Below are 14,381 nucleotides of genomic sequence, written 5' to 3' on the forward strand. Positions count from 1 at the left end.
TTAAGCTTTCGTGCCCGCTTGACGTGAAAGTATAGGCGAGAATGTCGCTGGCTTCTTTCTAATCAAAACAACGCCACTGAGCACGCCTGCAAGAATCATAATACTAATAACGACCAAAGCAGTAGTCACAGACATCAAATCAGTAAGCACGCCTCCCGCTATCGGTCCGAGCATCATACCAACAGCATGAATCATGTTAAATAACGCATACGCGACTCCATAATCACCATCTGTGTCTCGATCCACGATTCCTCCTAGCGTTGGCAAGGTTGGCGAGAGTGTGAAGCCAACCGCTGCTCCAATCAAGCTCCCCACAACAAATACGAGCACGATGTGATCCACAATTGCAATTAGGGGCAGCGTAACGGCAATTCCGGCCAGGCCGATCAGCATTAACTTAAACGGGTTGCCGCGTGAAGCTAACGTTCCCGCTATTGGCGCTATACAGCCATAACTTAACGTCATTGCACCAAAGAGCAAACCTAACGTCAGCGGCGACATTTGGAACCGCTCCGTCATAAAGTTGGGAAGCAGCGGCTCTAATAACGTTAATGTAGTCTCTGCCAACAAAATAACAACGGCAATAAAGAGCACCGTTCGATGACGAAGCAGCGAGAACGTGCCTCCACTAGCCTGCCGCTCCACCCGCTCAGGCTCACGCAAAAATAGAAGCGCCAACAAAAATATAACGGCTGTTATCGCCGCCGCAAACCAAAACGGCGTATGATGATCACCTACCTCAAACAGCCATCCGCCAATAGGCGCACCAAGCAATGATCCTGACGAGATGCCTGTCATCGCAATTCCCATAACGGTCCCCCGCATCGGTCCCGAGAATAAGTCAGCCAGCAGCGCCAATGCGGCAGTCCAAGATGCTGCTGCCGCCAATCCTTGAATAAACCGTGCTAGTATTAGTGTCCCCGTCGTCTGTGAAAAGACGAACAACATCGTAGCACCTATCATACAGACAAGCCCTAGCATAATCGTTCTGCGTCTACCAAATCGATCTGTAATTCGACCAAACATAGGTGTCATTAAGAACAGCGCAGCCGCATAACTCCCAAATAGCAGCCCTAATGTCGTCGACGACATCTGATACACTTCCGTAAAATACGGAACGACAGGAATAAAGATGCTGTACAATAACATGTCGATAAATAAAATACTGATGACCAAACCTAAACCAATCCATTGCGTCCGTGTTAATTTCTTTAATAATGACATAACTCCCACTCCTAAAACTATTTCGTTTTTCTTAGTTTTTATATACGATAATGCCAAGCCATGGGCCTGGCATTACGACGGTTAATATTCGATTTCCCTTGTATTCAATGTATGCATTGCATACAGCTATAAGCTGGATGTTCTTCACTCACGGCCTAGTGCTTGCACTTGGGATTCCCGTGGTACCAATCCAAACAAAATAACATCCGCAATTGCATTCATCGCATCTGGCAGTGAAATATTTTGTTTGGCGAAAAATCGCTGATCCAATGTAGAATTAACGGCATCCGTTATTAACTTCATTAAGAAAGCAACATTCTGCTTGCGAATGACGCCCTGTTCCATTCCTTCTTCAATTAACTCACGCAGCATCGCCCAATCGTCCTTTAGCATACCATCGATCTTCTCCCACTGCGCGGGAAACAGCCGTTTCATTTGGTCCAATATTCGATTGTCCACTAATTCAAAGTTGTTCGGAAGTACAGTCATAACCGCTCTAATCTTATCCAGCACCGTTAACGAATGATCTTGCACAATTTCCCTTGCTCTTACCTCAGACTCGTGAAGTGCCTGTTCAACAATCGAATCCAGCACTTCGACTTTGGATGGAAAGTGCTCATATAACGTCCGCTTGCTAATTCCTAGACGATGCGCCAGATCATCCATTGTAAACTTCATGCCCTTATCTAATATCTCATCCACAAAAGCCTGCATTATTCGTTCACGCATCGATGTCTATCCCCCTCCTAACAACAATGAATAAAAACTAACAAAACATTTATAGTTTTTTCAGTTACATTCAATTTATTTATTATAGCTCACTCGCACGATAATATGCAACCTCTGCATAACAGTAAGCCAACACCTAGATAGTGTCGGCTTACTTAATTCCATGATGTCCATACATCCGTACTTATAAGGTAAAGTAAGATTTATTCAATACGCTATCCTCAAAAATGTTCTATTCTTCATCCATTCATCTGCTTCTCCTGTATACCGACATTATTCGTATACATGTGATAGTGTCGCAATTGGCCTGCAGCCAACAATCAATTTTTGTCCATTGCTGTACCCTTCTTCACGTCCTGACAATTCTTGAACCAGAATATTGCGCCAATAAACTACACGTGCTGCCTTCTCCGAATCATGGACCGCATTGTGAAGTTCAAGCGGATCGTGAACCAGGTCAAAATATTGCTCTACGCCTGTCTGGGAGAACCAAATATATTTCTCTTTCCCGTTGGTCAGCCAATGATTGGATGCATCTCCTTGTGCTTGCTCACCGTGCAAATAAGAGCGCCAAGCTGATGCTTCTATATTTCGTGTTCGTCCTGACAATGCAGGCAGATCACTAACGGCAGTTCCTTCAATTAAAGCATCCGTCTTCTCAGTTGGAACAGCACGTGCAAGCTTCCATATACTTTGCCCATCGACACTTGATGGAATAGGCACGCTTGCTGCCTCCAGCAACGACGGCATAATATCCCGCATCTCAATCACTTCGCTAAGAACCGCGCCTTGCTTCAAACCCAGCCATCCGCCCGGATCGTTTACGATAAATGGCACCCGAGTACTTCCTTCATAAGGCATCGATTTGCGGAACAAGTGGTGATCGCCAAGCAGCTCGCCATGATCAGAAGTAAACATAATAATGGTATTATTTAATTCTCCATACTCATTCAGCACTTGTAAAAATCGACCAATCTGATGGTCAATGTGTGTAATCAGTGCATAATAGGCAGCCATTGCTTGTTTTAGACGACGCTGCGGCACTTTGCCGCGGAATGTGACTGGATTCAATCCTTCCTGCATGGCATCGTCGCCATCCGCCCAATCGCCAACTACTGGTGCCTGAAATTCAGCGTCCGCATATAAATCCAGATAGGCTTGCGGCGGATCGAATGGCGGATGCGGCCTCACAAACGACATCCACAAGAAAAATGGCTTATCAGGGTCTCGACGACGCAAGAAGTCTATCGATTGAGTGACGGTCCAATTGGTTGGATGCAGCATTTCGGGAAGGTGCCATGGTCTTGCTACTGTCGAGGCGTTGCAATCCAATCCCAGGTCCGTCAGATCTGCTCCCGGTACACGCTCGCGCAGCCAATTCAAGTAGTCGTCCACTTGATCATAATGATCCTTTGCCGCCACATGAGAGCGATTACGGTTATGATGCAAATAACCGTCATGCAGCACTACGTTGTGAAAACCTAATAAGCGGCGCGCAGGATAAACGTGCATCTTGCCAACACACTGTGTATGATAGCCTGCCTTAGCCAATTCACCAGGAAGTGTCGTGTCATAATTCCACGGGACACCGTCCTGATAACCTACACGACCATGTGTACGTTGACTTTGACCTGTAAATATAGCCGCGCGGGCTGGCACACAAGTCGGTGTAGCCGAATAAGCACGATCGAATCGGACTCCCGTACGTGCCAGCTCATCCAGGTTTGGCGTCTCTACGACCGGATGCCCAGCTATACTAAGGCAGTCAAAGCGCATTTGGTCAACCGTAATCAGCAGCACATTGGGGCGCTGCGAGCTGTCGCTTGAAGTTGTCATCGCTTATACCTCTCCCCTGTTCTTATTAAAATAATATTAACTCCATTTAACACCCAATTTGAAATTAAGTAAACTTAATAGGCTATATTTTTTATACCACATTAAATAAATAACCAATTAAAACACCCATTTAATAAATAGTTTATATCATTTTGGAATTAAGTAAGGTATACTTTATGTATAACTTTAATTTTAATTTAGTTCTCGTAACCAATCACCAGGAAAGAAGGATACGCTATGTCAGAACCATCTATCCCTCCAATTCCCAAGCTGCTGCTTTGCATCCCTTTATTTATTACTTTTTTGAAAATTGGACCTACAACTTTCGGTGGAGGCTACGCTATTCTGCCGATTATTGATAAAGAAGTTACAGGACGCCGCCAATGGCTGCGAGAAGATGAAATGAGCGAGATCACCGCCCTGTCGGCTGCTGCCCCTGGAGGCATCGGCATTAATGTTGCTTCCTTAGTTGGTTACCGCATCGCAGGACTGCCAGGACTTCTCGTTTCAGTTATCGGTATCTCTTTGCCGACAATTGTGATCATGCTGACGCTCTGTCTTGGTGCGGCCCACTATAGCCATTATCCATGGGTACAGGCAGCACTTATAGGTATCAAGCCTACCGTTATTGCACTTATTGCCTATGCCGCCATCCGAATGGGACGTCAAATACTCAATGACAAGCTTGCCTGGATCTTGGTGGCTATATGCTCTTTATTGCTGCTGTTTACAACCATTAATCCGTTAATTATTCTCCTGCTTGGTGCGTCAGCTGGGCTTGGCGCAGCGTACAGGCGTTATCGTTCTTTGAGACGCCGCTCTACAAAAAAACATCAGGCAGAAGATCATAATACGTATCACTCCTCCACTTCTGCACGCTGAGCTATGTTTCTTTCAAGCATAATCTTAAATATGCCTGTACTTTCTCAAGCACCATATGGGCCTGTTGGATTATTGTTCAGTATGGACAGCGCAGTCGAACAATATCAAGCGTATATCAACTCTTGACGAACCGTCACAACAGAACAAAGGAAGAAGGCCATCCTATGTTATGGAGTTTATTTTGGACGTTTTTAAAATTGGGCTTTGTCTCGTTCGGCGGCGGCTATGCGATGCTGCCTGTCATCGAATATGAAGCTGCTGTCCATCATTGGATGTCAGCACAGCAATATACTGAAGCCGTAGCACTTGCTGGCATGGCTCCAGGACCTGTAGCTATGAACATCGCTGTATATGTCGGCTTTACAGCTGCAGGATTGCCCGGCAGTCTCGTTGCTTCACTCGGCATTATTTTACCATCTGTTATGATCATGTTTTTGGTTGCCACTATTTTCTATCGAATGTATGATAATCAATGGGTGCAAGCTGCACTCGGCGGCATGAAGCCGGCTGTCATCGCACTTGTAGCGTATGCGGCTGTTAACATGGCGATGCATTCCGAGATCCTTCAAGGTTATTCAATCCGCACTTATGCCAGTATCGTCATATTTGCGCTTTCCTTGCTGGGGCTAGTGAAGTTCCGGATGCATCCAATAACCGTCATCCTATTGTCAGGAATAGTGGGGATTGCCATATATGCCTAATGGACCATACCGTCGAATCGAACTTGCGGAACGACTGCCTTCTCCTAAGGCCAAAGAATTGTTCCACCGGATTCGACGTAAACATGAAATCGCCAAAAATGATCTACTTGCGGATAGCGGCTTAACGGTCAGTACGTTAACTCGTGTATTGGAAGAACTCGTCACGCTGGGACTGATCGAAGAGAGTGGCTTCGGCGCTTCCACGGGTGGAAGACGTCCGATTTTATATCGCGTGCGTGCTGATTATGGATACAGTCTGGGATTGGATATTTCACGTGTCAGTTCCCGCCTCGTGCTGCTGGATTTGGCTGGCAACAAGCTGGATACCTACGTTTGGGAGATGAATGAAGACACGACGCCTGAGAGACTGATAGAATCCGTTGTCAGACAAATTAGGGTCTGGGCAGATGAGCATCATCTCAAGCCCGAGCATATTATCGGTCTAGGTGTGGGAGCAGTTGGTCCGATTCATCGGTTCAACGGCGTGATTGAAGAGCCAGAATGGTTTGCAGCTCCCGGCTGGAAGCACGTTCCGATCGTCAAAGAATTAGAGAGCCAACTTCACTTTCCAGTCTTGCTGGATAATGGTGCAAACGCAGCCATCATCGCTGAGTCTTGGGCAAATCGTGCCAAAAATGTGCAGCACATGCTGTATGTGCACGCTGGCATTGGCCTGCGCTCCGCCATGATGTCGGATGGCAAATTAATCTATGGTGCTGTTGATATGGAAGGATCGCTTGGCCAGATGATTATTCAGGCCGATGGCATTCCTTTCCGAACACCAGATGGTAATTATGGCTGTCTCGATTCATACGCAACCATCTATGCCATTGAACGTGAGATCAATGCTCGCATTCGGATGGGACGGCAAAGTTGCTTGCAGCAAATGCTGCGCCGCGACGAGCCCATACAATTTCGCCATGTCATGGAAGCGCTGCGGCTTGGTGATCCACTTACGACCGAGATTGTCACCCAAGCCGCAACTTACTTCGGCATCGGGTTAGCCAATTTGTTGAACGTGCTTCACCCAGAAAAAGTTGTGCTCGGCGGTCCTTTAATGACCACACATGATTTATTTTTCTATACGGCTACACAGACCGCAATACGCAAGACCTATCATTATCCCAATTATCAGGTCGTGTTCAGTAAAGGAAGTTATGGTGAAGAGGCATTAGCTGTAGGTGCTGCGTTAATCGTTATCGACAAGTTGACGGAGTAGCGAGACAGTTCCTGTTCGATACAAGCTCACTAAATCCCTATATACATTCATGAACTGAAATTGGAAGGAGGCGGTTCCGATGGAACGTCACACAGGATCTGAAGCAGCCATCGAGCCGACACCAGCTGCTTGCTGTTCATCTACCCGTGCAGCAGTAGCAAATCCACGGGAGTCCTGCGGCAACGCATCTCTAGAGAATTTGCTTGTTGCCAAGCAAGTAGTGATACCTGTTTTGTTCGAACATTGGCCAATTGTACCTGCCGGCAATTATTGGCTTGGGACAGATGGACACGAAGGCTTTCCTGCGGATGCCGAAGGGCCTGCCCGTGAGGTTGCGGTCGCAAGCTTCCGAATCTCGCCATATGCGGTAACCAATAAGGAATATGCTGCTTTTGTGGACGCTACGGGATATGTAACGGAGAGCGAACGATTCGGTTGGTCGTACGTTTTTCATTTACTGCTCCCATCTCTTGAGCAGGTCAATGTAATCGGAACACCACCACAAACCCCCTGGTGGCTGGCTGTCGAAGGCGCATATTGGAAACAACCAGAAGGTCCAGGAAGTGAGATCGTTTCCCGCATGGATCATCCTGTCGTGCATATATCTTGGAACGATGCCACAGCATACTGCCGTTGGGCAGGTGTACGCCTGCCTACGGAAATCGAATGGGAAACGGCCGCAAGAGGAGGACTTCGAGGGAAGCGTTATCCATGGGGAGATGTGCTTCGCCAAGGAGGAGAGCACCAATGTAACATTTGGCAAGGTGTATTCCCAACCTTTAACCAAGCAAGCGATGGTTATGCAGGAACTTCCCCTGTTCATACGTATAAGCCTAACGGATACGGACTATATAACATGTCTGGGAACGTATGGGAATGGTGTTCAGATTGGTTCACTTCCAATCCGAAGGACAGAGGGTCAAGCGAAAGTCCGCATGGACCTGCCCATGGGACTAGCCGCTTGATGAAGGGCGGCTCTTACTTGTGTCATCAATCCTATTGCAATCGTTACCGCGTTGCTGCACGCAGCAGCAATACGCCAGACAGCTCTAGCGGCAATATCGGCTTCCGTGTCGTCGTCGATTACTTTGCACAGGAAGATAATCATACAACTTATCGAGCGGTGAGTAATCGATAAAAGAGCATCTTGAAGAACCTAATAACCTGGATGGTTTCCACGATGTTGTTAAAAATATTATTTTAATTAAATAGCTATCAAAAATGCGGAACGACTCCCCCGGCAGAGTGCCGGGAAGGAGTCGCAGTATGTAACCTTTTGTAATTGTCCATTCGAATAGAGTTGATCAGAGCGATGTCCTTTTTGCACAAAATGAAGAGAAATGAACCCATACTTATCCAAAGAAGATATCCTCTAGTGTCACTTGCTTAGGAACCACTTTATAAATATCGATATCTCTTTTGGCTAAAGTATACACAATTCGTGGAATATGCTCCTCGTTGGAGACAGAGCAGGTCAACTCTGATTCCTCAAACATCAAGTCTGTGCAGTATTGGGACAGCTCTTGCCGCATACTTTGCACATTCGCAGCTGGTACCGGCCCAATCTTCAAAAATAACTCAATGTGCTGCTGGTATTGCTTCTTCAGCTCATCCATTGAACCGTACTTCGTAATTAACCCCTGTTCCATAATAACAATACGAGAGCACAGCTTCTCCACTTCATGAAGATTATGCGAAGTTAAAAATATCGTCTTGTGCTGAGCGTTAAGCTCTTGAATTAATTGTTGGATTTCAACTACAGATTCCGGATCCAAACCCGATGTCGGTTCATCCAGAAAAATCAGTTTGGGGTCCCCAATCAAAGCCTGGGCAATACCCAGCTTCTTTTTCATACCAAAGGAAAAGCCCTTTACTTTTTTGCGTTCATGTCCACTCAGCCCCACGCGCTCTAAAATGTGGATAAGCTGATCTTGTTTTACCTTTGCGTTTTTTAATTCAGAGAAAAAAACCAGATGGTTAAGTGCAGTCATCTCATAATAATAATTGGCGGCATCAGGCATTACCCCAATCTGGCTCTTGATCATATCCATCCTTGTATGAGTTTGCCCCATAATACAAAATGCACCCTCGGTAGGACGAATAATTCCTGAAAGCATATTAATAGTCGTTGTTTTTCCAGCACCGTTTTTACCGAGAAAACCAAATATTTCTCCTGCTTTTACGTTAAACGAAACCCCTTTAACGACATAATTGTCGTTATACTTTTTTTTCAAGTTATTTACTTCAATCGCATTCATTATAGATCTTTCCTCCTAAACGTATAAATGGACACCATTAAAAAGAGGAGAGAAAAGGCGAATGGCAAGTATGATTTCCAGTCCATTAGAGTGATATAGTGAAATGGAGTCACATACTTGACAACCTGCAATATGCTGTTTGATGAGAACATGCTCCATATACCGAATGTTGGAAACAATATCCCGCCTAATAAACTGATAAACATAGAATAACTCGTTTTTGAAACAAGCGTTGTAATTAGAAAATTGATACCTATGGCGTAAGATATAAAAGTCAGCAGGCGAAGAAATTCAAGGATATCGAACCGTTGAATGCTTATAAAAATAACTGTAAAGGAAATGGACAGACATACAATCCAAAATAAGGACACACCTATATACTTGCCCACCACTATTGATGATTTAGATATTTTAGTGACGACAAAACGAATCGTCTGACTCTCTACTTCTCTGTTTAAGACGTCATGAGAGAGTGTCAGCACAAATAAAAATCCAAATACGGTCGTTAAAAATCGAATGCCCGATACATATGGATTTGAACTTTCATTCAAAAAGAGAGCAGGATTACTCTTTACAAAGTTGGATATGGAAAAAGCAAACACGACAAATAAAAGTACAATCGCAACCGATTTGAAGCTTTTAAACAATGCTAAAAATTCACGTTTGGCAATTGTAAACATATCAAAGTTCACCACGCTCTAAACTTATTTTTCTTTACCAATCGATTCTGCTGCTTTTTTCTTTTTATTATTCGTGAAAACGAGCACTAATCCTAGCACCAGAACGGCCACAAAAATAAAATGATAAGGCGGACTGGAACGAAAAATAATATAACCTATAAGACCTATGACAAGCAAAAGATGCGGCATTGGATCCCCTCATTTCGATTGATTTGAATTTGCATACCAACCTAGAAGTACAACAATTAATAGTCCGATGAGCAAATCTAACCTAAGAAATAAAACTAACGCCACCATGCAACACACACTGTATATGCCGATAAGCTTAAATCTCTCCTTCTTGGTAGAGGGAGGTATCTTGATGTGCATACAAGCACTAATAAAGTAACAACAAAGAAGAAATAATAGACTGCTTAATAAGATAGACAGCGATGTATCCAAAAGGAGGTACCTGTAGATTAATCCAATACATCCAAAGAAGGATACAAATAGCATTCCACAGCTCTGTATTACCCTTCTTTCAACCTTGGCGGGTACTGGGAACAGACGCAAGAGCGAATGCTTCTCTAACAAAAAATGAAGTTTAATCTCACTAAAAAAATAAATACTCATAATGTAGGCCATAATCATCAGATTGTTAGCATGATTCGCATTTCCTTGCATTAAGTAACTGATCGTAGAGTATACAACGGTTAATGAGGTAATGAGCGAATACTTCGATAATATATGAATATTTCTGACATATGCTCTTAGTTGATAGCTGACAAGACGCTTTCTGTGCGAGGTCATTAAAGATATATGGGATAGCTTAGCTGTCAAATTGCTTATTTGAATAATGAGGAGAGGCACAGTAGATTTTTTTGCAACTAACAGCTTGTTTGTAACTATTGGACAAACCAGTATAGCCAAGGCAAAGAGAAGTAACACAGCCACATCATAATACTGCTCTAAGAAGCTTAACCATTGTGAATCGAAACGATTGCTATGACTAAGCACCAAACTTACGATCAGAAGCATTACTGGCAGCATAAAATGATAAAAAAACTTCTCTTTATAATACACATAGGCATACTCCATTGTTTGTGCAATAAAAAGCAATACAAACAATCTGATAAAAAACATAAAGACGGCAAAGGGCTCCTGCTGGAAACACAGAAAAACGACACATAACGAGCCATATAACACAAGCTGATCGATTCCAAAAGTCTTGCACATATAATTAGCCCCGATTATACGCCACTTGGGGATCGGAGTGATTTTCAAAAACGAGAACAGCTGACCCATGTTTCCTTTGGATGGATCTTCCATGAAAATAGCGATGACATTTAAGAAGAAAAGAATAGCCGGGATTACCTTCAACACTAGCGGAGCATCTACAAATAATAACGATAAGCTAACGATTACTGAAAAAACAACTGCGCTCCCAATAGTTAGCAGCCAGGAAAATGAATCCCCTAACATTTTGGCATAAAGTCTGCTGTAAGTTCTTAGAAACATATAAACTCTGCTTTCATCGCTATTTCCCCACCAATGAAATTTGATTGTTCTCTACCCTATAGACGGTAGTAGCAACAGACTCTACCAAATGGTATAGATGAGTCGTAAATAGAACAGCCCGCTTGTTCATAGCACGCTCTTGGAAAATCTCGATTACGGTTGCGACAGAGGTCTGATCCAACCCCTCAAATATCTCATCACAAACGATTAGCATCGGGTCATACAGTATAGTGCCTAATAGCAATACCTTCTTCTTCGTTCCAAACGACAACTCCTTAATTAATTGCTTAAGATGCGACTCCACCCCCAAACGGGAGACGAGCTCCTGTATTAGTGGTAACGTGTCCGTCTGGGAAAGCTGATACACCGTCATAATAAATTCAAAATATTCCTCAGGCGTCAGCAAATCACAGATGTCATAGCCATCCGACGGAATAAACGCCGTAAGCCTTCTGACAGATTCTCGTTCCGCCAGGGGATGACCCGCAATTGACACATGACCGTCCTCAAAAGCCTCAAACCCCAAGATACATTTTAAAAACACCGTTTTTCCAATACCATTTTGGCCTACGAGGGCACAAATTTCCCCAGGGTGAATCTGCAAACTGATATTCTCGAGCAATATATGATTCTGGAATGATTTAGAGAACCTATTGACTTCAAGAAGAACATTTGTCATATTTTACAACTTCCCTAATATAATATAATATTAACAATTAAACAGCAAATACAGGTTGCAAGTGTTTAAATTTGATGTTCTTGACAACCAACGATTACAGTTGAATCATGCAAATCCGACTGTTCCTCATCTTAGCTTGGCACAATAACCACAAGACCGTGATCATATAGACTGGACAGCGGGATTAGGTACGGCTGTGCGAGAGCCACCCCTTATCCGTTACAGAAACTGTACAACTGTCCTGTCTGCACTGTGTTGTGTATTGTGCTGAGCCCTTTCTCCTTACAATCCCAACAATTTAGCGATGGCTTCAAGAACCGATTGGCTCAAACCGGAGAGGTAATTTACAAGAGCATCAAATCCTGCGAGGACTGCCTCAACAAGGGCTGTTCCTGCAAGCCACTCGATTCCTTTTTTCACCCATGAGCTCAGCGAGTCCCATTTATCAACCAAGTACCGTGCAATTCTTCTAATAAGTGCTCCCATCGTAATTCCTCCATTTCATTGTGTTACAACCTATATTTGCTGTTACAGTAAATATACGGATTAACACACCGAAATTGGAATTAGGCAAGCAGCACATATTTTTATTCGGTACACCGCATTTAAATTTGCGGTATACCACCAAGTTTACAAATTCAATTTCTGACTGTTCATCTTCTCAATACACTCTGTGCGTGAGCTTACACCCAATTTTTCATAAATCCTTCTTAAATGATTTTCAACAGTTCTTGTACTTACAAATAACTTTTTTGCAATTTGAGTGTTGGTGTTTCTATGTACAACCAGGGACAATATACGCTGCTCATTCAAAGTCAGCATCTGTCTGTTGCTGCTTCTGTCTGAATACAAAGTACATAAACTGGAGATCGGGATAATGGTTTTGCCTTCTTTTACGACGTTAATCATCCTACTAATTTGCTTCTCTGTCGATTTCTTAGGTATAATCCCACTTACACCTATTTCGGCCATATGACAGTAAGATATGTTGTCCGATAATACGATGATTTTGGTCGTTGAGAATTTATTTTTTGCAGCCGAAATAACTTCTAACTGACTGTTAAGTTCATCCATATCGATAATTATAGTATCTATGCTTGTGTTTTCCAAACCACCAAATGAAGCGCTCCAAGTGTTATCTATCACTATAACTTCTGTATGTTCCAGTTCTGCAACAATTTGTCTTAAGGCAGAAGCTCTCAAAGGGTGATCACAAACGATTATAGTCCTGCACGTTTGGGCCATGTCAGCATACTCCTTCTAAAATACATACTCTTGCCTCCATACCACCCCATATAAAGGAATAAAGCATTATTAAATAAGAATACTCGAACGAGCTTTAGCTAAGTAATAGCGCAATTAATAAAACGATTTCCCCAGATATTCAAACATAGACTGTAATAAGAGTTCTCTTTCCCCCTTCTAATTGTATTGATGCAGATTAAGAAAGAAATCTCTCCAAATAATGAGCTGATTCTCTTTAGTATGATTTATCCCGCATACGCAGACATCTAATACACTAGGCATATATTAGCAATATAGATGTGAAATAATGACTGTTCAACTCACTTGGAATCAGGTGCAGGAAATGTAGAGAATATAAAATGACTGGAGGATATAAACTATTTTCGTTCCAATGAATAATAAGGGGTACTGTGGAATAAAATCGGCACCATAATTCATAGAAAGTATCCTTCCCTATGAATGATTGGCTTGTAATGGAATTCGCTGTTGCTCTGAACTTATGAAAATAAGATTGTATTGGGGGCGATTTGGGGTAGTGTCAACAGCAAGTAACGAGTAGTTGGTACTGGGGAAAACGAAAAAAAACTCATGCTTAAATATATTTATAAAAAACTTGATGACATATAACTTTAATATATCTCCTTGATTTGGAAAAATCAACTACTTTCATATTCGATATAAGCCTGCCGCGTTGCCCAGATAAGTGAAAAGGACTTTAATTCAAATGTCTATGTATTTCACAATTCGTTAAATTAATAAAGACGATCCGCCCTACAAGCGAACATTTACGGGCAGACCGTCTTTGCTTCATTTCAAATGACAAACGTTCTGATTGGCAAGCTCAATCACCTTTAACAATGAAATACGAGCATGCGATGATTCATGTACCAAATAATCGCTCACCATCCGATCAATAAACAATACACCGTCCAGATGATCCAACTCATGCTGCATACAAGTAGCCAGAAAACCGTTTGCTTCAACAATCACTTCTTCTAATTGGCAATTCATCATCCTGACTTTTATCCGTTCAAAGCGCTTCACTAATCCGTAATATCCTGGATAAGACAAACACCCTTCCATTCCTTCCTGTTCTCCATCCGCATCAACAATCTCCGGATTGATTAACTCCCAGTACCCTTCGCCTACATCCAGCACAACAGCACGACGCAGCAGCCCGATCTGTGGCGCCGCAAGCCCCGCCCGACCACGATCTGCATACAAGGTCTCTTTCAAATCTCCCAGCATCGTGAGGATCCGTGGTGTCATCTCTGTAATTGGCTTGCATTTCTTACGCAGCAGCGGATCACCAAATGGCAATATCGTTCGTACAGTCATTTCTCTGCAGCTCCTTTGTTCACCTATATACATATAAACCCTACTATATACTAAAATATACAAAAACGGGCCGCTTGAACAGCAGCCCGCTTC

The 14,381-nt window shown here is 43.2% G+C and carries 15 protein-coding genes; 5 read left to right on the forward strand and 10 right to left on the reverse strand.

Features of this window, described 5'->3' with window-relative positions; translation table 11 throughout:
* The 3 genes from MH117_RS13900 to MH117_RS13910 all read right to left on the reverse strand — a co-directional run bounded on the left by MH117_RS13900 (position 1) and on the right by MH117_RS13910 (position 3,789).
* Positions 1-1,224 carry an MFS transporter gene (locus MH117_RS13900; RefSeq protein ID WP_239329352.1) on the reverse strand — a complete coding sequence of 408 codons (1,224 nt, stop codon included), beginning with the start codon at positions 1,222-1,224 and terminating at the stop codon, positions 1-3.
* A gap of 144 nt (positions 1,225-1,368) precedes the next feature.
* Positions 1,369-1,953 (reverse strand): TetR/AcrR family transcriptional regulator, encoded by a 585-nt coding sequence (locus MH117_RS13905; protein WP_239329353.1) that lies wholly within the window; start codon positions 1,951-1,953, stop codon positions 1,369-1,371.
* A gap of 273 nt (positions 1,954-2,226) precedes the next feature.
* The gene (locus tag MH117_RS13910; RefSeq protein ID WP_239329354.1) at positions 2,227-3,789 is read right to left on the reverse strand and encodes an arylsulfatase; all 1,563 of its coding nucleotides are present in this window, start codon (positions 3,787-3,789) and stop codon (positions 2,227-2,229) included.
* A gap of 237 nt (positions 3,790-4,026) precedes the next feature.
* On the opposite strand from MH117_RS13910, the gene MH117_RS13915 reads away from it, so the two are divergent.
* The 4 genes from MH117_RS13915 to MH117_RS13930 all read left to right on the forward strand — a co-directional run bounded on the left by MH117_RS13915 (position 4,027) and on the right by MH117_RS13930 (position 7,729).
* Positions 4,027-4,671 carry a chromate transporter gene (locus tag MH117_RS13915; RefSeq protein ID WP_239329355.1) on the forward strand — a complete coding sequence of 215 codons (645 nt, stop codon included), beginning with the start codon at positions 4,027-4,029 and terminating at the stop codon, positions 4,669-4,671.
* A 164-nt stretch (positions 4,672-4,835) separates the two neighbouring features.
* Complete coding sequence (locus tag MH117_RS13920) at positions 4,836-5,372, forward strand: chromate transporter (RefSeq protein WP_239329356.1); 537 nt, start codon at positions 4,836-4,838, stop codon at positions 5,370-5,372.
* Positions 5,365-6,591, forward strand: coding sequence for an ROK family protein (locus MH117_RS13925; RefSeq protein WP_239329357.1), 1,227 nt, complete (start codon positions 5,365-5,367; stop codon positions 6,589-6,591). The genes MH117_RS13920 and MH117_RS13925 overlap by 8 nt, the downstream gene beginning before the upstream one ends.
* 79 nt (positions 6,592-6,670) lie before the next feature.
* Positions 6,671-7,729, forward strand: coding sequence for a formylglycine-generating enzyme family protein (locus MH117_RS13930; RefSeq protein ID WP_239329358.1), 1,059 nt, complete (start codon positions 6,671-6,673; stop codon positions 7,727-7,729).
* Positions 7,730-7,943: 214 nt separating this feature from the next.
* On the opposite strand, the gene MH117_RS13935 is transcribed toward MH117_RS13930, so the two are convergent.
* From MH117_RS13935 to MH117_RS13945, 3 genes are read right to left on the reverse strand one after another with little or no spacing between them, the layout of a single operon-like run.
* The gene (locus tag MH117_RS13935; protein ID WP_239329360.1) at positions 7,944-8,849 is read right to left on the reverse strand and encodes an ABC transporter ATP-binding protein; all 906 of its coding nucleotides are present in this window, start codon (positions 8,847-8,849) and stop codon (positions 7,944-7,946) included.
* Positions 8,849-9,541, reverse strand: coding sequence for an ABC transporter permease (locus MH117_RS13940; RefSeq protein ID WP_239329361.1), 693 nt, complete (start codon positions 9,539-9,541; stop codon positions 8,849-8,851). Before MH117_RS13940 ends, MH117_RS13935 begins: the two co-directional genes overlap by 1 nt.
* A gap of 12 nt (positions 9,542-9,553) precedes the next feature.
* A complete protein-coding gene (locus tag MH117_RS13945) occupies positions 9,554-9,718 on the reverse strand; it encodes a hypothetical protein (protein WP_239329362.1) in 165 nt (54 codons plus the stop codon).
* Positions 9,719-10,835: 1,117 nt separating this feature from the next.
* On the opposite strand from MH117_RS13945, the gene MH117_RS13950 reads away from it, so the two are divergent.
* Positions 10,836-11,000 carry a hypothetical protein gene (locus MH117_RS13950; protein WP_239329363.1) on the forward strand — a complete coding sequence of 55 codons (165 nt, stop codon included), beginning with the start codon at positions 10,836-10,838 and terminating at the stop codon, positions 10,998-11,000.
* Positions 11,001-11,045: 45 nt separating this feature from the next.
* On the opposite strand, the gene MH117_RS13955 is transcribed toward MH117_RS13950, so the two are convergent.
* From MH117_RS13955 to def, 4 genes are all read right to left on the reverse strand, one after another.
* A complete protein-coding gene (locus MH117_RS13955; RefSeq protein ID WP_239329364.1) occupies positions 11,046-11,705 on the reverse strand; it encodes an ATP-binding cassette domain-containing protein in 660 nt (219 codons plus the stop codon).
* Positions 11,706-11,987: 282 nt separating this feature from the next.
* Positions 11,988-12,191: a hypothetical protein gene (locus tag MH117_RS13960; protein WP_239329365.1), complete on the reverse strand. Its 204-nt coding sequence runs from the start codon at positions 12,189-12,191 to the stop codon at positions 11,988-11,990.
* 144 nt (positions 12,192-12,335) lie between these two features.
* The gene (locus MH117_RS13965; RefSeq protein ID WP_239329366.1) at positions 12,336-12,950 is read right to left on the reverse strand and encodes a response regulator transcription factor; all 615 of its coding nucleotides are present in this window, start codon (positions 12,948-12,950) and stop codon (positions 12,336-12,338) included.
* Positions 12,951-13,757: 807 nt separating this feature from the next.
* Positions 13,758-14,288 (reverse strand): peptide deformylase, encoded by a 531-nt coding sequence (gene def, locus MH117_RS13970; RefSeq protein WP_239329367.1) that lies wholly within the window; start codon positions 14,286-14,288, stop codon positions 13,758-13,760.
* Between the last annotated feature and the right edge of the window lie 93 nt (positions 14,289-14,381).

It is taken from the genome of Paenibacillus sp. ACRRX (genome assembly GCF_022346885.1).
In the GTDB taxonomy this organism is placed as follows: domain Bacteria; phylum Bacillota; class Bacilli; order Paenibacillales; family Paenibacillaceae; genus Paenibacillus_B.